Below are 19,992 nucleotides of genomic sequence, written 5' to 3' on the forward strand. Positions count from 1 at the left end.
TGTGCGCGCCGGCGTCGGAGGCATCGATCCGGCGCACGAACGACCGGAGCACGGCGAGATCGCGATCCGAGGCCACGGTTCCCGGCATCGCCGCCCCCGCCGTCAGGTGAGCCGCACCGCCTGCAGGATCGCGCGCAGCGACGCGAGATCCGGCACGAGGAGGAAGTGGCCGCGCAGCGCCTCCGCTTCGGCCTCGAACTGGAACTGCGTCTCCACGCACAGCACGTAGTCGCGCTCGCTGCCGAAGTCGAGGTACGCGGAGGTGATGACGGCCGAGGAGAGGTCGACCAGCAGGCTCGGCACGGACGGCAGCAGCATCATCCCCATGAACGACGACAGCGCGCTCATGAAGGCGCCGCACAGGATGTTGCCGGCCTCCTTGAGGCTGGACTGCTCGATGGCCCCGAACTCGGTGGTGGTGCCCGGCGCGCGCCGCAGCAGCAGGTCGCACAGCCGGCGGGCGGCCGCCTCCGGGAAGACGAGCAGGGTGCGCCCGGTGAGGTCGCCCATCATGTGCAGCAGGATCGCGGCGACCACCTGCGGCGGCTCCCCGAGCACGCCCGCCACGTCCTCCAGCCGGGTCACCGTGATCTGCGGCACGGTGATCATGATGCGCCGGTTGGTCATCTGCGACAGCGCGGTGGCGGCGTGCCCCGCGCCGATGTTCTCCACCTCGCGCAGCGCGTCGAGCTGCAGAGCCTTGAGATCCCGAATGTCTTCCATCGCGCTCCCCGTCTAGATCAGACCGCCGGCGTCCAAGATCAGCGCCGGCGCCCCATCGCCGAGGATGGTGGCGCCGCTGAACACGGGCACGGCCCCGCGCGGGAGGTCGAAGGGCCGGACCACGATCTCCTCCTGCCCGAGCAGCGCGTCCACCACCACTCCGGAGCGGCGCTCGCCCATCGCGAGCACGATCACCGGCTGGCGGGGCGGCCGCGGGCCCGCGTGCGGCACGCCGAGGCGCTCCCACAGGCGCACCAGCGGCACCATCTGCCCGCGCAGCACCAGGACCTCCTTGCCCTGGAGCAGCTGGACCTCGCCGCGCCGCGACTCCACCATCTCCACCACGTGGGTGAGCGGCAGCGCGTACGTCTCGGTGCCCACCCGGGCCAGCAGCGCGCGCACGATCGCGAGCGTGGTGGGCAGCCGGAGCGTGAAGGCCGTCCCGCGCCCGTCCTGGGACTTCACCTCCAGCGAGCCGCCCAGCGCCCGCACCGTGGTGACCACGGCGTCGATGCCCACGCCGCGACCCGAGATGTCCGTCACGTGCTCGGCGGTGCTGAAGCCCGCCAGCGCGATGAGGTGCGCGAGCGTGTCGTCGTCGCTCAGCTGCTCGACCTCGTCCGCCACCAGCCCCAGCTCGCGGGCGCGGCGCAGCACCCGCGCGCGGTCGATGCCCCGCCCGTCGTCCGCGACCCGCACCACCACCGACGAGCGCTCGCGCTCGGCCGCCAGCACCAGCTGCCCCAGCGGCGGCTTGCCGGCGGCGGCCCGCTCGGCGGGCGGCTCGATGCCGTGGTCCACCGCGTTGCGCAGCAGGTGCACCAGCGGGTCCGCGATCTCGTCCAGGATCACGCGGTCGAGCTCGATCTCCTTGCCCTCGACGCGGAACGCGACCTGCTTGCCCATCTGGCGGGCGAGGTCCCGCACCATCCGCGGGAAGCGGTCGAACACCTGCCACACCGGCACCATCCGCGCCTGGAGGATCTCGCTCTGCAGCGACGCCGACAGGCGCCCGACGTCGGTCGCCACGTCGGCGAGATCCGGCTCCGCGAACCGCCGCGCCAGGGCGTCCAGGCGGCCGCGCGCGATGACCAGCTCGCCGATGAGGTTCATCAGCTCGTCGAGCCGGCGCAGGTCCACCCGGATGTGGCGGGCGCGCCCCGCCTCGGCGGCGGACTCGGCCGCCTCCTCGACGACCTCCACCGTCTCCACGTCGCCGGCGCCGCGCAGCGCCGCCTCGATCTCGGGCGCGCCGGTGCGCGTGTCGAGCCGGAACGCGAACCGGCCGTCGAAGTCCTCCGCCTCCATCGCGCCGGGCGGCGGCTGGACGCCGTGCACGGCGCCCAGCGCGGCCGCGCGCGCCAGCACCAGCAGCGCCCGTGCGCCCTTGAGCGCGGCGTCGGCGGCGAGCGCGACGCGGACGCTGCGCCCCGGCCCCGGGCCGGGCCCGCCCGCCGCCGGCGCCGCGGGCTGCGGCGCGGCCGCGCCGGGGGGCGCCGCCTGGGCCACCGCGGCGTCGAGGTCGGCGGCGAGGCCGGCCAGCGGCGCGGGGTCGTCGCGGCCGGCCACCGCGGCGGCCACCGCCCGCTCGAGCGCGTCGGCGGCGCGGAACAGCAGGTCGAGCTGGGCCGGCGTCACCGCCGCGCGCGCCCGCCGCACCACGTCGAGCAGGCTCTCGGTGCGGTGGGCGAGGTCGGCGACGGCCGCGTAGCCCATCGTCGCCGCCATCCCCTTGAGCGAGTGGGCGGCGCGGAACACCCCGTCCACCGGCTCGCGCGCGGCCGGGTCGCGCTCCCACTCGAGCAGCAAGTGGTTGAAGGCGGTGAGGTGCTCGCGGCTCTCGCTGAGGAACAGGTCCGCGTAGCGGCTGACGTCCATCCTATCCCAGCACCCGCTGGACCGCCTCGAGCACCCGCGAGGGCTGGAACGGCTTGACCACGAAGTCCTTGGCGCCCGCCTGGATGGCTTCCACGACCAGGGCCTGCTGGCCCATCGCGCTGCACATCAGGATCTTGGCGTTCGGATCCTGCTTGACGATCTCGCGGACGGCGTCGATCCCTCCCATGTCGGGCATCACGATGTCCATGGTGACCAGGTCGGGATTCAGCTCGCGATAGCGCTCGATGGCCTGCAGTCCGGTCTCGGCCTCGCCCACCACCTCGTAGCCGGCCCCGGACAGGATGTCGGATATCATCGTCCGCATGAAGATCGCGTCGTCGCAGACGAGGACTCTGTGGCCCACACCCACCTCCTACGGCAGCAAGGGCTCCAGCAAGACGTCGGTCGCGAGTTCTACGAAGGTCTGGCCGCCAGAGGCACCGACGGCTCGCACCAGGTCCGGACGGACGCCGGGCAGGGACGCGCGATCCTGCAACGCGGTATCGGCCACCGTCACGAGGTCGAGGACCTCGTCCACCGCGAGACCCACGGGGCGGGCGTGCCGGGTGACGAGCACCAGGCTCCCGCCTGCCGACTGCAGGGCGGACCCCACGCCGATCGCGCGGCCCGCATCCACCACCGTGACCAGGGTGCCCCGGACGTTGACGAGGCCGCGCACCGCGGCCGGAGCGCCCGGGATGCGCGTCGGCGGCATGTCCGGCAGGATCTCCAGAACCGCGCCGGCTTCGACCGCGAACACCTGCCCTCCGGACCGGAACAGGAGCAGCTTACGGGCGGTCATCCCACGCACCGAAGGCGAAGAAGCCAAGATACTCCAAGGGTTTAGGGACAGCAAGCAAATTCGCCTCACCGAGCGCGACGGCGAGCGCCGGCCGCAGATCGGCGGGCCACTCCGACCTGAGGTCGAGCGGCGCGCCGCTGGCCGGATGGGCCAGCCGCAGCCAGGCGGCGTGGAGGGCCTGGCGGGGCGCGGCACGGGCGAGCTGCTCGGCGTCCTTGGCCGTGGCGTCGGCGCGGCGCTGCTCGGCGCCGCCGTACACGCGGTCGCCCACCACCGGGTGGCCGATCGAGGCGAGATGGACGCGGATCTGGTGGGTGCGCCCGGTCTCGAGACCCGCCGCCGCCAGGTCCGCCGCCACGCCGCGCGCCACCGCCCGCACGCGCGTCACCGCGCGCCGGCCGCCGGCCGCGACCGTCATGCGCTTGCGGTCGCCGGGGTGGCGCGCGAGCGGGGCCTCGATGCGCCGCGCCGCCGCCCCGAGGTGGCCCCAGACGAGGGCCGCGTAGCGCCGCTCGATGCGCCGCGCGGCGAGCGCGTCACCCAGCCGCTGGTGCGCGCGCTCCGTCTTGGCCACGACCAGCAGGCCGGAGGTGTCCTTGTCGAGGCGGTGCACGATGCCGAGGCGGCCGGGCGCGCCGCCGTCCAGCCGCACCCCGCGGGCGACCAGCGCGTTGACCAGGGTGTCGTCCCAGTGGCCGGGGGCCGGGTGCACGACGAGGCCGGCGGGCTTGTCGATCACCGCGAGCTCCTCGTCCTCGTAGACGACCGTGAGCGGAATGTCGGCCGGGGCGAGCTGGCGCGGGGCGCGCGCGGGGAAGACGACCGAGACGACGTTCCCGCGCTCCGGCTCCGCCGAGGCGCGCGCGGGCCGCTCGTCGAGCAGCACCGCCCCGTCGGCGATGAGGCGGGCGGCGGCGGTGCGGGAGAGTCGAAGCTGGTCGGCGAGAAACCGGTCGAGGCGCTCGGCGCGGAGGACCGCGACGGAGAAGCGCGTCGCCGGGGGCAACGGCACGGGCCGCTACACGCCGGGCGGGGGCGAGGTTCCCGGCTCGGTCGCGGGCGCGGGCCCCTTCTTGCCTTCACCCCACAGGGACAGGGCGAGGGCCACCGCGCCGCAGGTGACCGCCATGTCCGCGACGTTGAAGGTCGGCCAGCGCAGGGCGCCGACGCCCACGTCGAGGAAGTCCACCACGCCGCGCGCCGAGCGGACGCGGTCGATCAGGTTGCCGAGCGCGCCGGCGCAGATCGCGGCCAGCGCGTACAGCCGCAGCCAGTCGCCGGGCCGCGTGGAGCGGAGCATCGCGACCAGCACCACGATCGCGGCGATCGACAGGCCCATGAAGATCCAGCGGGAGTGGTCGCCGAGGTTGAGACCGAAGGCCGCTCCCGAGTTGTAGACCAGGCGGAGCTGGAGGGCGTCGCCGACGAGCCGCACGCCGAGGTACGGCGGCAGGGCGCGGACCGCCACCAGCTTGGTGACGAGGTCCAGCGCGACGATCACCGCGACGGTGAGACCGAAGCGGCGCCGCTCAGTGACGCTTGCCATTCTCCTCCTTCTCCTTGCAGCGGATGCACAACCGGGCGTGCGGCAGCGCGTCGAGGCGGTCGAAGGCGATCTCCTCGCCGCAGCTCTCGCACTTGCCGTACTTGTCGGGCGTCTCGTACAGCCGGCGCAGCGCCTGGTTGAGGTGCCACAGGAAGCGGCCTTCCTTGGAGGCCATCAGGAACGCCTTCTCGCGCTCCATCGCGTCGGTCCCCTGGTCGGCCATGTGGAAGGAGTAAGAGGAGAGGTCGCCGTCCGCCGCCTGCAGCGTGGCGTTGAAGCTCTCGTCGTAGTGGCCGATCTCCTTCATCGCCCGGGCGCGCTCCTCCAGCAGCCGCTTCTCGAAGTGCGCGAGCTGTTTCTTGGTCATGATGCCCTCTCCCTGCGTCGTCGAGCTCAGCCGGTGCGGCGCACCGCGAGCCGCGCCCTGTGGCCGTCCACGTCCAGTTCCTGCACGAGGTCGGCCGCCGGCGCCTCGTGTCCGACCGTGAGGGCGAGCGCCAAGGTTTCCCCCGCAATGTAGTCGGCGTGCCGCCGGGTCGCCTCTTCCACCGGCCGGTCGCCCTTGACCCACAGCTCGATCCGGTCCGTCACCCGGTAGCCGGCCTCGCGCCGCAGCCGCTGCACCCGGCTCACGACCTCGCGCGCCAGCCCTTCCTGGCGCAGCTCGTCGGTGAGCATCGGGTCGAGCGCGGCGACCACGCCGCCGTCGGCCCGCACCACCACGTCGCCGCGCGCCTGCCGGTGCACCACCAGGTCGTCGGGCGCGAGCGCGTGGCGCTCGCCGTCCACCTCGACCGTCACCGGCTCGCCCGCCTCGAAGCGGGCCACGTCGTCCGCGGACAGGCCCCGGATCGCCTCTGCCACCGCGGGCGTCGTCTTGCCAAACCGCTTTCCGAGGGCACGAAAGCTAGGGCGCGCTTCCAGCGTGACAAGGTCCGTCCCGCGGGTCACCAGCTCGACCAGCTTGACATTGACCTCCGACCGCAGTAGGGGCACCAGCGCGTCGAACGTGGCGCGCTCCACGTCCGGGGGAACCGCGGCCAGCAGCCGCGCCAGCGGCTGGCGCACCCGGATGCCGACGTCCTCGCGCGCGCTCCGGGCCAGCGAGGCCAGGCGCCGCACCACGTCCATCGCGCGGTCGAGCCGCGCGTCGTCCACGCCGGGCGCGGGCACCGGGAACGGCGCCAGGTGCACCGAGCCGCCCAGCAGCGCCCGGTGCAGCGCGTCGGACAGGAACGGTGCCGCCGGCGCCAGCAACCGCGCGGTCACGACCAGCGCCTCGTGCAGGGTGGCCAGCGCCGCCGGGTCCGCCTTCCCGCCCGGCACCCAGAAGCGCGCGCGGTTGAGGCGCACCCACCAGTTCGACAGGTCGTCGACCACGAAGGCGAGGATCGCCCGCGTCCCCGCCGTGACGTCGTACCCGGCCCACGCCGCCTCGACCTCGCGCACGGTCCGCGCGAGGCGCCCCAGCAGCCACCGGTCCACCAGCGGCCGCGCCGTGCGCACCGGGTCGGCCGCGGACGGGCGCCAGTCCTCGGCGTACAGGGGGAAGAGGTTGTAGCTGTGCCGGAGCTTGTCGAGGGCGGCGCCCGCCACGTCGGGGATCGCCGACTCGTCGAACCGCTTGGGGAGCCACACCTGGCTCGCGGCGAGCAGGAACAGCCGCACCGCGTCGGCGCCGACCTTCCCGATCACCGCCATCGGCTCCACGACGTTGCCCCGGCTCTTGGACATCTTCTGGCCGGCGGCGTCGAGGACCAGCTCGTTCACCACCACGTTCCGGTACGCGGCCTCGTGGAACACGCCGGCGGCGATGGCCAGCAGCGAGTAGAACCACCCGCGCGTCTGGTCCACGCCCTCGGCGATGAGGTCGGCCGGGAACTGCTCGCGGAACTCGCGCTGGTGCTCGAACGGGTAGTGCCACTGCGCCACCGGCATCGCGCCCGAGTCGAACCAGGCGTCGATCACCTCGCTCACCCGGCGCATCGTGCCGGCGCACGCGGCGCACCGCCACGTGAAGGCGTCGATCCCCGGCTTGTGCGGGTCGAAGTCCGCGGGCAGGGGCTGGCCCCACCGGTCCGCCAGCGCGCCGTAGGACCCGATCACCTCGACGTGCGCGGCCTCGCGGTCGCACACCCACACCGGCAGCGGCGTGCCCCAGAAGCGGTCGCGCGACAGGGCCCAGTCCACGTTGTTCTCGAGCCACTCGCCGAACCGCCCGCTGCCGATCTCCGGCGGGTGCCAGCCGATGCCCCGGTTCAAGGCCAGCAGCCGGTCCTTGATCCGGCTGGTCAGGACGAACCATGATTCGCGCGGGTAGTAGAGCAGCGGCGTGTCGCAGCGCCAGCAGAACGGATAGGTGTGCTCCACCGTCTCGCGCGCGAGCAGGTGGCCTTCGTCCTTCAGCCGCTGGATGATCGCGGCGTCGGCGTCCTTGACGAACACGCCCTCGATCGCCGGCCAGCTGGTGCCGCGGAACTTCCCGCTGGCGTCCACCGGCACCGCGTAGGCCAGCCCGCGCTCCCGCGCCACCACGAAATCGTCGGCGCCGAAGGCCGCGAGGTGCACCAGGCCGGTGCCGTCCTCCGCGGTCACGAACGGCGCGGCCACGACCAGCTGCCGCTCCCCCGCCGGCCGCGGCACCACTTCGAGGGGCAGCCGGTAGCGGAGCCCCACCAGGTCGCGGCCCTTGATCCGCCGCAGCACCGGGTGCGCGGAGAGCGGCTCGGCCTCGCCGCCCGGACGCACGAACGGCGCGCGCGCCTCGGCCAGCACGAGACGGCGGCCCCTGACCTCGACCTCCACGTAGTCGAGGTCCGGGTTCACCGCGATGGCGAAGTTGGAAACCAGCGTCCACGGCGTGGTGGTCCACACCAGCAGCGCGCGGTCGGGCTCGCCCTCCACCGGGAACAGCACGGTGACCGACGGGTCCTTCGCCGTGTCGTAGCCCAGGGCCAGCTCGTGGCTCGAGAGCGTGGTGCCGCAGCGCGGGCAGTAGGGCAGCACCTTGTGCCCCTTGCCCAGCAGCCCCTTCTCGTGGAGCTGCCGCAGCAGCCACCACACCGACTCGATGTACGGCGCGGTGTAGGTGACGTACGGGTGGTCGTAGTCCAGCCAGTAGCCGATCCGGTCGGAGAGCGCTTCCCACTCCGCCTTGTACTTCCACACGCTCTCGCGGCACAGCCGGTTGAACTCGGCCACCGAGACCTTCGCGCCGGGCCCGTCGCCGATGTCCATCTTCCCGCCCAGGCCGAGCTGCCGCTCCACCTCGATCTCGACCGGGAGGCCGTGCGTGTCCCAGCCGGCGATGCGGCCCACCCGGCGGCCGTGCATCACCTGGAACCGGCACACCAGGTCCTTGATGGTGCGGGCCACCACGTGGTGGATGCCCGGACGGCCGTTGGCGGTGGGCGGGCCCTCGTAGAATACGAACGGCGCGCCGCGCGCGGTGCGGCGCTGCGTCTCGTGGAACAGGTCCTCGGTCTTCCAGCGCGCCAGGAGCTCCCGCTCCAGCGCGTCGGGGTCGGCGGCCGCGAGCGGCCGGAAGCGGTCGGCGCTCACGGGCGCAGCGGTCGGGGCGCGCGCGGCGCGGTGGCACTCGTGCCGGGGCCGGATCGAGCGGGCAGCGCGACGGACGCCTCCGCTGCGGGTCGGGGCACGCGCGGCGCGCTCACGCGGCCAGCCGCTCCACCACGCCGCGGATCAGGGCCGTGAGCCGCGGCTCCGCGCCCGCCGCGGTGCGGATGATCCGCTGGATGTCGGCGGGCTCGAGCGCGTCGGCCAGCCCCATGTCGGTGACGATCGAGATGCCGAGCACCCGCATCCCGCCGTGGACGGCGACGATCACTTCGGGCACGGTGCTCATCCCCACCACGTCGGCCCCGATGTGGCGCAGCCAGCGGTACTCCGCGCGGGTCTCGAGGTTGGGCCCGCCCACCGCGGCGTACACCCCCTCGCGCAGCGTGATGCGCTGGGCCAGCGCGACGCTCCGGGCGAGGGCGGCGAGCTGCGGGTCGTACGGCGCGGACATGTCCGGGAAGCGCGGGCCCTCGCGGTCGTCGTTCGGACCCACCAGCGGGTCGTCGCCGAGCAGGTTGATGTGGTCGGTGAGCATCACGAGGTCGCCGGGCGCCCACAGCGGGTGCAGCCCGCCGCAGGCGTTGGAGACGATCAGGATGCGCGCGCCGAGCGCGCGCATCACGCGGACGGGGAACGCGATCTGCCGGAGGCCGTAGCCCTCGTAGCGGTGGAACCGCCCCGCCATCGCCACCACGGCGCGGCCGCCCAGCCGGCCGCACAGGAGCCGGCCGGCGTGCGACTCCACCGTGGAGAGCGGGAAGCCGGGGATGTCCTGGTAGGGGACCTCGGCCTCGAGCGCGATCTCGCGTCCCAGGCCGCCGAGGCCCGTGCCGAGGATGATCGCCACGTCCGGGGTGCGCGCGTAGCGCGCGCGCACCGCGTCCGCGGCCCGGCCGACCGCATCGTCGCTCACTCCTCGACGATGTTCTTGATCCACTTGGGGGAGGACTTGCGGGCCTCGCGGGCCCGTTCGGCCTCGCCGGCATCGGCCGGCTGGATCGCGCCGGCGACCTTCCCGTACGGCGACGGCAGCGCATCGGCCATCGCGTCCAGCTCCGCCTTCTGCCGCTCCACCAGGCTGCGCAGCGCCGCCAGGTAGGCGTGGTGCTGGCGGCCCAGGTTCTGGGTCGTCGCCTCCAGCCGCTCGATCTCGCGGCGGGCGCGCTCCAGCCGGCGCTCCCCTTCCGCCTCGGCCTCCCGGACGATCATCTGCGCCTCGCGCTCGGCCTGCTCGCGCGTCTCGGCGCGGAGCTGCTGCGCCGCCACCAGCGCGTCGTTCATCGCCTTCTCCCGGTCCCGGAAGGCGACCAGCTGCTCCTCCTGGCGCTTGAGCTTCTCCTCCAGCGCCATGCGCTCGCGCACGACGCGCTCGAGCTCGTCCGCCGCCCGGGCCCGGAAGTCGTCCACCTCCGCCGGATCGTAGCCGCGCATCGCCTTCCGGAATTCCTGCTTGCGCAGGTCCAGCGGCGTCAGTCGGAACACGTCGTCGGTCATGACGCACGCTCCCCGAAGAGAATCGTCCCGAGGCGCACCATCGTCGCCCCTTCCTCCACCGCGATCTCGAAGTCGCCCGACATGCCCATGGAAAGCTGGCTGAGCGTTGCGAGTCCCGAGTTGCGAGACACACGATCCCGCAGCTCCCGCAGCCCTCCGAACACCTGGTGCTGCACGGCCGCCGGCGCGCCGTACGGGGCCATCGTCATCAGGCCGAGCAGCCGCAGGTGCGGCAGCCCCGCCGCGTGGGCCACCAGGGCCGGCGCCTCGTCCGGCAGGGCGCCGTTCTTCTGCGCCTCCCGCGCCACGTTCACCTCGACCAGCACGTCCTGCACCCGGCCGGCCGCGGCCCCGGCCGCCTCGAGCGCGTCGGCGAGCCGGATCGAGTCGAGCGAGTGGATCAGCGCGAAGCGCCCGACCACCAGCTTGACCTTGTTGCGCTGCAGGTGGCCGATCAGGTGCCAGCGCGCCGGCCCGTCCGGCCACGCCGCCTGCTTGGCCAGCGCCTCCTGCACCCGGTTCTCGCCCAGGTCCGCCAGACCCGCCGCCACCGCTTCGCGCGCCCGCTCAAGGGGGTGGCCCTTGGTCACCGCCACGATCCGCACGTCCTCGGGCGAGCGTCCCGCGCGCACGGCCGCAGCCGCGATCCGGGAGCGGACGGCCGCAATATCCATCAGCCTTTAAAGGTAACTAGTGCTGGGACTGGAAGTTAGGCCTGGGGTTTGGCGGGTGGGGCCGGGGGTCGGGGTCTCCCTCGCAACTTGCCGTCTGGCAACTGGCAACGGGGTGGGGCGAGGTCGGGCGGCTGGGCGCAGGGGGTGAGGGTGTAGGGTCTGCGCGGCTCGGTCTACGGGTTCGGCGACAACGGCGGCACCGGCTCCAGGCCGCCGGCAGCGGCGCGGGCGAACGGCCCGGTCGCGAGCAGCTCCTTGAGGCGAGCCACGCCGACGCCGCGCTCGAGGCTGCCGCGGTGCGCCACCGAGACCGCGGACGTCTCCTCCGAGATGACGATGACCATCGCGTCGGTCTCCTCGGAGAGCCCGAGCGCCGCGCGGTGGCGGGTGCCGAGGGTCTTGTCGTCCACCGGGAACTGGGTCAGAGGCAGGATGCAGCCGGCGCCCACGATGGTGTCGCCGCGGACGATGAGCGCCCCGTCGTGCAGCGGCGAGTACGGCGTGAAGATCGTCGTCACCAGGTCCGCGGAGACCTTGGCCGAGAGCGGCGTGCCGCTGGCGACGTAGTCGCCGAGCCCCACCTCGCCCTCGACCGCGATGATGGCGCCGGTGCCCGCCCGGCTCAGCCGGTCCACCGCCTCGGCGATCTCCTCGGCCACCTGGTGGGCCTCGCCGCGGTAGAAGAACCGCATCACCCGCGATTGACCCAGCCGCGCGAGGGCGGCCCGGAGCTCCGGCTGGAACACGATCAGCAGCGCGAACGCGCCGTAGGTGAAGACCACGCCGAGCAGATAGGAGATCATCGTGAACTTCAGCATCACCGCCGCGACGTACACGGCGCCCAGCAGCACCAGCCCGAACAGGATGTGCAGCGCGCGGGTGCCCACCACGAGGAGCAGGGCCCGATAGATGACGTACGCGACGATGAGGATCTCGACCACGTCGCGCCAATGCGGCAGGAGCAGCGGAATCCGCCCGTCCATCGGGTCAGGCCCCTCCCCCGTCGTTCGCGAGCACCGCGTCGGCCACGGCCAGCGCCTCGCGGGCCGCGGCGACGTCGTGCACCCGGAACAGCCGCGCCCCGCGCATCCGGGCCGCGACGCAGGCCGCGGCCGTCGCCGCGTCGCGCCGGTCCACCGGCTGGCCGGTGGCGGCGCCCAGGAACCGCTTGCGGGACGGCCCCACCATCACCGGATGCCCCAGCGCCACCACCGCCCCCAGCCGGTCGAGCAGCGCGAGGTTGTGCGCGGGCGCCTTGGCGAATCCCAGGCCGGGGTCCAGCACCACCTGCTCCGGTGCGATGCCGCAGGCCAGCGCGCGGTCGCGGCGCTCGGCCAGCTCCGCGGCCACCTCGCCCGCGACGTCGCGGTACACGGCGAGGCCGTCCATGGTGTGCGGCTCGCCGCGCATGTGCATGAGCACGACCCCGGCGCCGGCCGCGCGCACCACCTCGGCCATCCGTGGGTCGGCCGCCAGGCCCGAGACGTCGTTCACGATCTCCGCGCCGGCCTCGAGCGCGGCCTGGGCGACGCGGCTGCGGCGGGTGTCCACGCTCACCGGGAGGCCGATCTCGGCGACCAGGGCGCGCACCACCGGGAGCACCCGGCGCAGCTCCTCGGCCTGGTCCGGCCGCTCCGCCCCGGGGCGGGTGGATTCGCCGCCCACGTCCAGGACGCCGGCGCCGGCCTCGCGCATCCGCTGCGCGCCGGCGCGCGCGTCGTCCGGCGCCAGGTGCCGGCCGCCGTCGCTGAAGGAGTCGGGCGTGACGTTGACGATGCCCACGATGCACGAGCGGTCGAGCGGGATGGAGCGGCGCGCCGTGCGCCACGCCTGCGGCGCCTCCTGCCGCCCCTGAAGAAAACGCCCCAGCGCGAGGCCGAGGCGTTCGGGCAGGGGAGCGGCCGGATCGGGCCGCGCCAATCCACCGAGCCGCGCCAGCGTTCCGGCGACGACCGCCCAGCCCTCGCCGGTGTGACAGTCCAGGCCGGCCCGCGCGGCCCCCCGCATCAGGGCCGACGTCTCGGGCTCGTCGAGCGGCTCGAGGACCAGTGCGACCGGGGCGCCCCCCGCCGCCAGCGCCTCGGCGTGGAGCCGGTCGAGCCCGCGCGCCTCGAGCGCGGAGGCCAGCGCCGCCGGTACGTCGCCGGCGAGCGCCGTCACCCTCACGCGGGGCTCGGCGCTTCTTTCGGCACCCCGAGCGGCGCGGGCGCCGTGCCCTTCGCCGCGGGCGAGGCCGTCCCGGACGCCGCCCCCAGGGCCGGCGTCTCCCGCCGGGGCGGCAGCGGCTGGCCGGCGGCCACCGCCAGGATGTCGTCGCGCTCCAGTGTCTCCCGCTCCAGCAGCGCCGCGGCCAGCGTGTCGAGGACGCCGCGCTTCCCCCCGAGGATGTCGCGCGCCCGCTGGTAGGCGCTGTCGATGATCCGCTTCACCTCCTCGTCGACCAGCTCGCTGGTGCGCTCGCTGATCTCCCGCCGCTGCGACAGCTCCCGGCCGAGGAAGATCTCCTGTTCGCGGTCGCCCACCGCGATCGCGCCGATCTTGTCGCTCATCCCGAACTTCGTCACCATGCGGCGGGCCAAATCGGTCGCGTGCTCGATGTCGCTCGCCGCACCCGTGGTCACCTTCTCCGGCCCGAAGACCAGCTCCTCCGCCACCCGACCACCGAACCCGACCGCCAGCTGACCCTCCAGCCAGTACTTCGTGTAGTTGTGCCGGTCCTCCTCCGGCAGCCACGACGTGCTGCCCAGCGACCGGCCGCGCGGCACGATGGTGACCTTGTGCACCGGATCGAGCCCGGGGATCGCCAGCAGGACGATCGTGTGCCCGGCCTCGTGATACGCCGTGAGCCGCCGCTCGTCCTCGGTCAGGACCAGGCTGCGGCGCTCGACGCCGAGCATCACCTTGTCCCGGGCGTCCTCGAAATCCGGCATGTCCACGCGCGGCTTGTTGCGGCGGGCGGCGAGCAGCGCCGCCTCGTTCACCAGGTTGGCGAGGTCGGCCCCCGAGAGGCCGGGCGTGCCCTTGGCCAGCGTCTCCAGCCGGACGTCGGCGCCGAGCGGGATCTTGCGGACGTGGACGCGGAGGATGCCCTCGCGGCCCTTCACGTCGGGCGCGTCCACCACGATCTGCCGGTCGAAGCGGCCCGGCCGGAGCAGCGCCGGATCGAGCACGTCGGGGCGGTTGGTCGCGGCCAGCAGGATCACGCCGTCGTTCGACTCGAAGCCGTCCATCTCCACCAGCAGCTGGTTCAGCGTCTGCTCGCGCTCGTCGTGGCCGCCGCCCAGCCCCGCGCCGCGGTGCCGGCCGACGGCGTCGATCTCGTCGATGAAGATGATGCACGGCGCGTGCGCCTTGCCCTGCTCGAACAGGTCGCGGACGCGGCTCGCGCCCACGCCGACGAACATCTCCACGAAGTCGGAGCCCGACATCGAGAAGAACGGCCGCCCCGCCTCGCCGGCCACCGCCTTGGCCAGGAGCGTCTTGCCGGTGCCCGGTGCGCCGATCAGCAGCGCGCCCTTGGGCAGCCGGCCGCCCAGCCGGGTGAACTTCTGCGGGTCCTTGAGGAACTCGATGATCTCCTGCAGCTCGACCTTGGCCTCGTCGGCCCCCGCCACGTCGGCGAAGGTGATCTTGGGCGTGTCCCCGGTCAGGAGCTTGGCCTTCGACTTGCCGAACGCGAAGGCGCGCGAGCCGCCGCTCTGCATCTGGCGGAACAGGAAGACCCAGAAGCCGATCAGCACCAGCCAGGGGATGATGCCGACGAACAGGCCGAGGAAGCCCTGCCGCGCGGGCTTGGCGCGGATCTGCACGTTGTGCTGCACCAGCGCGCTCGCGAAGGCCTCGGTGGGCTGGAACGGCAGCTGGGTCGTGAACCGCACCACGTCGCGGCCGACCACGTGCACGGGCGTCTTGAACTCGCCCCGCAGCTCCGGCGCCTCGCCCTGCGTGATCTCCACCGCGTTGACGTTGTCGCGCTCGAGCTCGCGGTTGAAGTCGTAGTAGGCGACCTCCGACGTCTCCCCGCCGCGGCCGCTCGTCAACTCGACCAGCATCACGGGAATCAGCAGGACGATCAGCCAGAACGCCGCCGTCTTCGACAGCTTGCTCCAGCTGAAGCGCGGAGGTGGCAACCGGTCAGGCATCTCGGCTCACTCGGCCAGGCTCGCGATGAACGGCAGGTGGCGGAAGTTCTCGGCGTGGTCCAGGCCGTAACCCACCAGGAACTCCTTCGGCGCGTCGAACCCCAGGAACCGTGGCTCGAGCTTCAGGTTCGGTGCGATGTGCTTGTGCAGGAGCGCGCACATCGCCAGGCTGAGCGGGCGCCGTGCCTCCAGCAGCTCCATCAGTCGGTTCAGGGTCCTTCCCGAATCAATAATATCCTCGACCAGCAGGATATGTTTCCCTTCCAGCCGGGTCTCGGGGTCGTAGAGCAGCCGCACATCGCCGCTGGAGACCGTCCCGCTGCCGTAGGACGCGGCCACCAGGAAGTCGATCTGGATGGGCCGGCCGATCTGCCGCACCAGGTCGCCGAGGAAGATGAAGCTGCCCTTGAGCAGCCCCAGCACGAGCAGATCCCCGTCCGGATAGGCGGCGGTGATCTCCCGCCCCATTTCCTCGACGCGGCGCTGAATCGCCTCGGCGTCGAGCACCACGCGCCGGATGGCGCGGCCGCCCATGACCTTCGCAATGCTATCCAGCGCGAGCATCGATCCTCACGGCCTCCGTGCCGGGGCCCGGGATCCGCGCCGCGGCGCGGCAGACCCCCGGGACCCACAGAACGTCGTCGCCACCGGTCACCACCGGATACGCGGGGCGCACCGCGCGCGGCACCCGTGCCTCCATCAACAGCCGCGACACCTTGCGGCGCCCGACGCCGCCGATGGGGCTCACGGCGTCCCCGGCCCGCGCGGCCCGCACCGACAGCCCGCCGGCGGCGAGCCACGTGGTCCACCCGGCGCGCGGCAGCGTCGCCGGCGCCGGCTCGGGCCGCCAGGCGAGCGAGATCGCCCCGAAGGCCATCTCGCCGCGCGACGCCTCGAGCGCGAACGCCTCGGGCGCCGGAGCGGAGCGGGCCACGACCAGAGCGTCGAACGCCGCCTCGGCCACGAGACCCTGGCCGAGGGCGAGCCGCCGTCCGCTGGAGGCGCGGGCGGAGAAGCGGGCCAGCCGCGCGGCCGCCGCCGGTGCCAGGCCCAGCCCGGCGCGCGCCGCGGCTGCGCGCAAGATGCGACCCGCCAATGTGTTATCATAGCCGCGCAGCGCGGCCCGGGCAACTTCGACCCGGCCCTCCGTGCAGCGCAGCGCCAGTCCCGGCAGCAGGTCGATGACGGCATCCCAGGCTCGCACCTCGCGGGCCGCGTGGCGGGCCAGCGCCAGGAGCGCGACGTCGGCGTCGCCGAGCCGCTCGCGCACGACCGGCAGCAGCGTGCCGCGCACCCAGCTGCGCAGGTGCCTCGGGTCGCCGTTCGCCGGATCCTGCGCGACCACGAGCCCGGCACCCCGGGCGTGCGCGAGCAGCTCCGCGTGCCGGAACGGCAGCAGCGGCCGCACCAGGCCCTTCCCCCCGCGGCCGCGCGCGTCGATGCCCTTGAGGCCGGCCGGTGCGGAGCCGCGCAGCACGCGGAGCAGCACCGTCTCGACCTGGTCGTCGGCGTGGTGCGCCGTCACCAGGTAGCGTGCGCCGCGCTCCGCCTGCACGGCCCGCAGGAAGCGGTAGCGCGCGAGGCGCGCCCGCGTCTCGCTGGCGCCGGCGCCGAGCCGCAGCGTCCCCACCACGGTCTCCAGGCCGTAGCGGCGGCGCGCCTGCTCCACGACCCCGGCCGCGACGGTCGCGCTGTCCGCGGCGATGCCGTGATCGGCGTGGGCGACCACGAGGCCGAGCCCCAGCTCCGCCGCAAGGGTGGCGAACAGGTCGAGCATCGCGAGGGAGTCGCCGCCGCCCGACACGGCGAGCACCGCGAGGCCCGGCTCCGGGAACAGCCGGGCCGCGCGCAGGTGCTCGCGCAGCCGTTCCGCCAACCCTGCGTCGACCATCATCAAGGGAAAGGTGGCCGGGCCTGACCGATGCGGCAATATTGCAGGCATGAGCCAGGCAGTCGTGGTCGTCGACGCCTTCACGGACCGGCCCTTCGCCGGCAACCCCGCGGCGGTGTGCGTGCTGTCCCGCCCCGCCGAGGACGGCTGGATGCAGGCCGTGGCGCGGGAGATGAACCTCAGCGAGACCGCGTTCCTCTCTGCGGAGACGGACGGGTTCGCCCTGCGCTGGTTCACGCCGGCCGCGGAGGTGGCGCTGTGCGGGCACGCGACCCTGGCGAGCGCGCATCACCTGTGGGAATCGGGTGCCGCCGCGGAGGCGGAGCCGCTGCGCTTCCACACCAAGAGCGGCGTGCTGACGGCGACGCGGCGCGGGGCGTGGATCGAGCTCGACTTCCCGGCCAAGCCCGCCGGCGTCGCGGAGGCGCCGCCGGAGGTGGGGCGGGCGCTGGGCGCGAGCCCGGCCCGGTTCGGCATCAGCCAGTTCGACTGCCTGGTGGAGCTGGCGTCGGAGGGGGCGGTGCGGAACCTCCGGCCCGACCTCGGGCGGGTGGCCGCCCTGCCCCACCGCGGGATCATCGTCACCGCCCAGGCATCGAGCGCTGGCTTCGACGTGATCTCGCGCTTCTTCGCGCCGCGGGTCGGGGTGCCCGAGGATCCGGTGACGGGCTCGGCCCACTGCGTCCTTGGCCCCTGGTGGCGGAAGGAGCTGGGGCGGGACGACTTCACCGCCTACCAGGCGTCGCCGCGCGGCGGGGTGGTGAAGGTCGGCGTGAGGGGCGAGCGGGTGCTGCTGGGCGGGCAGGCGGTGACGGTGTGGAGAGGGGAGCTGCTGTGAGAAGTGAGGCGCCCGCGGTGAGAGGCACACGTGAGAGATGAGACGTGAGAGGCGGAACGGCGTGAGAGGTGGGTGAGAGGTGAGAGGCTCACCTCGCACGCCGCTCACTTCTCACCTCTCACGCCTCTCGCTTCTCCCCTCTCACGCCGCTCGCTTCTCCCCTCTCACCTCTCACTCGACCCTCTCACGTCTCACCCCTCACCTCTCACGCTTCACCGCCTCACCGTATCGCCTGCACCACCGGCACCCTCGACGCCCTCCGGGCGGGGAAGAACCCGCCCAGCACCCCCATCACGACGGCGAAGAGCACGCCCGTGACGAGGATCCGCGGCGTCACGAGGAACGAGAACGCGATCATGCTGAAGGACGACCAGTTGGTCGTGCTGGTCACGACGCCGTTGATGGGAATCGCGACCAGGCAGCCCACGAGTCCGCCCACCAGCGCCAGGAACGTCGCCTCGGCGAGGAAGGACGCCAGGACGCTGCGCGGCTTGAAGCCGAGCGTCAGCAGCACGGCGATTTCCGACGTCCGCGAGGCCACGGCGGCGTACATCGTATTGATGGCGCCGAACACGGCGCCGACGGCCATGATGGTCGTGATGAAGAAGGCGAGGAAGTTGAGGATCTGGCGCAGTACGAGGGACTGCGACGCGTAGAAGTCGGACTCGCGGTGCGCGTCCACCTGGAGCCGCGGATCGTTCTCGAGCGTCCGCTTCGCCGCGTCGAACTGCGACGGGTCCTTGAGGCGGAACGCGACGACCTGGTAGACCTGGCCCCGCAGCACCGGCATCAGCTGCTCGTTCTCGCCCCAGATCTCCGATTCGAAGGCCGAGCCGCCGGCGCTGAAGTGGCCGGCCACGAGCCACCCGCGGCCCGCCATGTGGATCGTGTCGCCCACGGCGCTGTGCGCCAGCTTCGGGGCGATCGCCGTGCCGATGATCACCTCGTCGCGCCCGGCGGTGAAGAACCGGCCCTCGGTGATCCGGATGCCGTGCCGCACCTCGAAGGCCCGCGCGGTCACCCCGCGCGTCACGACGAGCTGTGCCTCGCCCACGCCGGTGGCGTCGAGGTTCGTCGGCACGAACACCTCGGGGCTCACCAGCGGGGAGCCGTCGCTGGCCGTGGCGATCTCGGGCAGCGCGGCGATGATCGCGGCGTTGTCGCGCGAGATGCCGCTCGACAGCTCGGAATCGGCGCCCTTGCGCAGGACGATGGCGTTGTCCGGCGAGCCGGTGCGCACGAGCGCCATCTTGAAGCCGTTCGCGAGGGCGAGCATCGCGATGAACACGCCGACCACCAGGGCCACGCCGAGCGCGGTCATCGCGCTCGAGACGGGCCGGCGGATCAGGCTGCGGACGTTGTAGACGAGCGGGATCCTCATTCGACGTGCCTCAGCGCCTGCACCGCCGAGAGCCGGGCCGCGCTCACCGCCGGCACCAGGCCGCTTGCCAGGGCCAGCGCGAGCGCGATGCCGACGCCCAGGGCCAGGGTGGCGGGTGCGACGGAGAAGCCGGGCAGGAAGCCCATCGCGCTGAAGTGGATGGCCGGATACAGCACCGTGGCCGCCCCCAGGCCGAGCACCGCGCCCACCAGGGCGATGCCGCCCGCCTCCACCATCACCAGCCCGAAGAGCAGGCGGTCGCCGAAGCCGATGGTCTTGAGGACGCCGACCTCGTTGGTGCGCTCGCGGGCCGAGAGCATCATCGAGTTGGCCGCGACGAGCAGGATGGCGAACACCACCGCCATGCCGATGCTGTCCATCAGGAAGCTGACGTTGCCCCACATCGTCACGAAGCCGGCGTTGAACGCGCGCTCGGTGCCCGTCTTGGTCGGGTCGCTGGAGTTCTTGAACTCCGAGTCGATCGCGGCGGCCACCTGCGGCGCCAGCGCGGGGTCCTTCAGCTCCAGCACGTACCAGCCGGGCTGCACCCACGACTTGTAGCGCTCGTAGATCACCTCGTAGTGGAACATCAGGGCGTCTTCGCTGAACGACGGATTGGTGGCGTGGTAGACGCCCCGGATCGTGAAGGTCCAGTCGCCCTGGAAGATGGTGCCCTGCAGCGTGACGTTCTGGCCGAGGTGCCAGCCGTACTTGTCGAGCAGGTGCTGGCCGACGATACAGGCGGTGCGCTCCTTGAGGAACGCGGCGCGCTGATCGGCCGGCAGCGTGAAGTCGCTGCGGTAGATGTCGAGGTACGTCTCGGCGTCGGCGGCGAAGGACGCGAAGAAGTTCTTCGGGTCCTGGTAGACGCCGCCGAACCAGTCGGCCCAGGTCACCGCCTTGACGCCCGGCACGGCCAGGAGCCGCTCCCGGTAGCTCATCGGCAGGAAGAACACGATGGCTTTGGCGCTCTGCACGATCATCCGCGATTCGCTGCCGACTTCGGCGCTCGCGTGCAGGGTCGTCACCACCGACCGCAGGGAG

19 protein-coding genes are annotated in these 19,992 nt (G+C 73.3%); 1 reads left to right on the plus strand and 18 read right to left on the minus strand.

The window, feature by feature from the left end; all coding sequences use genetic code 11:
- Positions 1 to 102 precede the first annotated feature (102 nt).
- The 16 genes from VMF70_11735 to tilS all read right to left on the minus strand — a co-directional run bounded on the left by VMF70_11735 (position 103) and on the right by tilS (position 16,732).
- Positions 103 to 723, minus strand: a complete 621-nt coding sequence (locus VMF70_11735) for a chemotaxis protein CheC (GenBank protein ID HTT68694.1) — start codon at positions 721 to 723, stop codon at positions 103 to 105.
- Positions 724 to 735: 12 nt separating this feature from the next.
- Positions 736 to 2,601, minus strand: coding sequence for a chemotaxis protein CheA (locus tag VMF70_11740; protein ID HTT68695.1), 1,866 nt, complete (start codon positions 2,599 to 2,601; stop codon positions 736 to 738).
- 1 nt (position 2,602) lies between these two features.
- The gene (locus VMF70_11745; GenBank protein HTT68696.1) at positions 2,603 to 2,965 is read right to left on the minus strand and encodes a response regulator; all 363 of its coding nucleotides are present in this window, start codon (positions 2,963 to 2,965) and stop codon (positions 2,603 to 2,605) included.
- Positions 2,966 to 2,974: 9 nt separating this feature from the next.
- Positions 2,975 to 3,403, minus strand: a complete 429-nt coding sequence (locus tag VMF70_11750; GenBank protein HTT68697.1) for a chemotaxis protein CheW — start codon at positions 3,401 to 3,403, stop codon at positions 2,975 to 2,977.
- Positions 3,390 to 4,415, minus strand: coding sequence for an RluA family pseudouridine synthase (locus VMF70_11755; GenBank protein ID HTT68698.1), 1,026 nt, complete (start codon positions 4,413 to 4,415; stop codon positions 3,390 to 3,392). Before VMF70_11755 ends, VMF70_11750 begins: the two co-directional genes overlap by 14 nt.
- A 6-nt stretch (positions 4,416 to 4,421) precedes the next feature.
- The gene (gene lspA, locus VMF70_11760) at positions 4,422 to 4,949 is read right to left on the minus strand and encodes a signal peptidase II (protein HTT68699.1); all 528 of its coding nucleotides are present in this window, start codon (positions 4,947 to 4,949) and stop codon (positions 4,422 to 4,424) included.
- On the minus strand, positions 4,933 to 5,316 hold the full coding sequence (locus VMF70_11765; protein HTT68700.1) for a TraR/DksA family transcriptional regulator: 384 nt from the start codon (positions 5,314 to 5,316) through the stop codon (positions 4,933 to 4,935). The genes lspA and VMF70_11765 overlap by 17 nt, the downstream gene beginning before the upstream one ends.
- Positions 5,317 to 5,342: 26 nt before the next feature.
- Positions 5,343 to 8,510 (minus strand): isoleucine--tRNA ligase, encoded by a 3,168-nt coding sequence (ileS, locus tag VMF70_11770; GenBank protein HTT68701.1) that lies wholly within the window; start codon positions 8,508 to 8,510, stop codon positions 5,343 to 5,345.
- A gap of 109 nt (positions 8,511 to 8,619) precedes the next feature.
- Entirely contained in the window at positions 8,620 to 9,441 is an 822-nt protein-coding gene (locus VMF70_11775; protein ID HTT68702.1) for a purine-nucleoside phosphorylase, read from the minus strand.
- On the minus strand, positions 9,438 to 10,022 hold the full coding sequence (locus VMF70_11780) for a DivIVA domain-containing protein (protein ID HTT68703.1): 585 nt from the start codon (positions 10,020 to 10,022) through the stop codon (positions 9,438 to 9,440). The genes VMF70_11775 and VMF70_11780 overlap by 4 nt, the downstream gene beginning before the upstream one ends.
- Positions 10,019 to 10,696: a YggS family pyridoxal phosphate-dependent enzyme gene (locus VMF70_11785; GenBank protein HTT68704.1), complete on the minus strand. Its 678-nt coding sequence runs from the start codon at positions 10,694 to 10,696 to the stop codon at positions 10,019 to 10,021. The genes VMF70_11780 and VMF70_11785 overlap by 4 nt, the downstream gene beginning before the upstream one ends.
- A 173-nt stretch (positions 10,697 to 10,869) precedes the next feature.
- Entirely contained in the window at positions 10,870 to 11,679 is an 810-nt protein-coding gene (cdaA, locus tag VMF70_11790; protein ID HTT68705.1) for a diadenylate cyclase CdaA, read from the minus strand.
- A 4-nt stretch (positions 11,680 to 11,683) separates the two neighbouring features.
- Positions 11,684 to 12,862 (minus strand): dihydropteroate synthase, encoded by a 1,179-nt coding sequence (gene folP, locus VMF70_11795; GenBank protein ID HTT68706.1) that lies wholly within the window; start codon positions 12,860 to 12,862, stop codon positions 11,684 to 11,686.
- Positions 12,859 to 14,838 carry an ATP-dependent zinc metalloprotease FtsH gene (gene ftsH, locus VMF70_11800; GenBank protein ID HTT68707.1) on the minus strand — a complete coding sequence of 660 codons (1,980 nt, stop codon included), beginning with the start codon at positions 14,836 to 14,838 and terminating at the stop codon, positions 12,859 to 12,861. The genes folP and ftsH overlap by 4 nt, the downstream gene beginning before the upstream one ends.
- 6 nt (positions 14,839 to 14,844) lie before the next feature.
- On the minus strand, positions 14,845 to 15,402 hold the full coding sequence (gene hpt, locus VMF70_11805; GenBank protein HTT68708.1) for a hypoxanthine phosphoribosyltransferase: 558 nt from the start codon (positions 15,400 to 15,402) through the stop codon (positions 14,845 to 14,847).
- On the minus strand, positions 15,386 to 16,732 hold the full coding sequence (gene tilS, locus VMF70_11810) for a tRNA lysidine(34) synthetase TilS (protein HTT68709.1): 1,347 nt from the start codon (positions 16,730 to 16,732) through the stop codon (positions 15,386 to 15,388). Before tilS ends, hpt begins: the two co-directional genes overlap by 17 nt.
- 46 nt (positions 16,733 to 16,778) lie before the next feature.
- Between tilS and VMF70_11815 the strand changes: the two genes are divergently transcribed.
- The gene (locus VMF70_11815; GenBank protein ID HTT68710.1) at positions 16,779 to 17,567 is read left to right on the plus strand and encodes a PhzF family phenazine biosynthesis protein; all 789 of its coding nucleotides are present in this window, start codon (positions 16,779 to 16,781) and stop codon (positions 17,565 to 17,567) included.
- 220 nt (positions 17,568 to 17,787) lie between these two features.
- On the opposite strand, the gene VMF70_11820 is transcribed toward VMF70_11815, so the two are convergent.
- Together VMF70_11820 and VMF70_11825 are read right to left on the minus strand one after the other, a co-directional pair.
- Complete coding sequence (locus tag VMF70_11820) at positions 17,788 to 18,948, minus strand: ABC transporter permease (protein HTT68711.1); 1,161 nt, start codon at positions 18,946 to 18,948, stop codon at positions 17,788 to 17,790.
- The coding region (locus VMF70_11825) for an ABC transporter permease (GenBank protein ID HTT68712.1) at positions 18,945 to 19,992 on the minus strand (1,048 nt) is incomplete at its 5' end. The genes VMF70_11825 and VMF70_11820, both read right to left, overlap by 4 nt.

Source organism: Gemmatimonadales bacterium, from assembly GCA_035502185.1.
Classification (GTDB): Bacteria; Gemmatimonadota; Gemmatimonadetes; order Gemmatimonadales; family JACORV01; genus Fen-1245.

Excerpts from the sequence above, each read along its gene's own strand:
- VMF70_11735 (HTT68694.1), bottom strand. The coding sequence starts at position 723 with ATGGAAGACATTCGGGATCTCAAGGCTCTGCAGCTCGACGCGCTGCGC.
- VMF70_11740 (HTT68695.1), bottom strand. The coding sequence starts at position 2,601 with ATGGACGTCAGCCGCTACGCGGACCTGTTCCTCAGCGAGAGCCGCGAG.
- VMF70_11750 (HTT68697.1), bottom strand. The coding sequence starts at position 3,403 with ATGACCGCCCGTAAGCTGCTCCTGTTCCGGTCCGGAGGGCAGGTGTTC.
- lspA (HTT68699.1), bottom strand. The coding sequence starts at position 4,949 with ATGGCAAGCGTCACTGAGCGGCGCCGCTTCGGTCTCACCGTCGCGGTG.
- VMF70_11765 (HTT68700.1), bottom strand. The coding sequence starts at position 5,316 with ATGACCAAGAAACAGCTCGCGCACTTCGAGAAGCGGCTGCTGGAGGAG.
- VMF70_11780 (HTT68703.1), bottom strand. The coding sequence starts at position 10,022 with ATGACCGACGACGTGTTCCGACTGACGCCGCTGGACCTGCGCAAGCAG.
- VMF70_11785 (HTT68704.1), bottom strand. The coding sequence starts at position 10,696 with ATGGATATTGCGGCCGTCCGCTCCCGGATCGCGGCTGCGGCCGTGCGC.
- cdaA (HTT68705.1), bottom strand. The coding sequence starts at position 11,679 with ATGGACGGGCGGATTCCGCTGCTCCTGCCGCATTGGCGCGACGTGGTC.
- ftsH (HTT68707.1), bottom strand. The coding sequence starts at position 14,838 with ATGCCTGACCGGTTGCCACCTCCGCGCTTCAGCTGGAGCAAGCTGTCG.
- hpt (HTT68708.1), bottom strand. The coding sequence starts at position 15,402 with ATGCTCGCGCTGGATAGCATTGCGAAGGTCATGGGCGGCCGCGCCATC.
- tilS (HTT68709.1), bottom strand. The coding sequence starts at position 16,732 with ATGATGGTCGACGCAGGGTTGGCGGAACGGCTGCGCGAGCACCTGCGC.
- VMF70_11815 (HTT68710.1), top strand. The coding sequence starts at position 16,779 with ATGAGCCAGGCAGTCGTGGTCGTCGACGCCTTCACGGACCGGCCCTTC.
- VMF70_11820 (HTT68711.1), bottom strand. The coding sequence starts at position 18,948 with ATGAGGATCCCGCTCGTCTACAACGTCCGCAGCCTGATCCGCCGGCCC.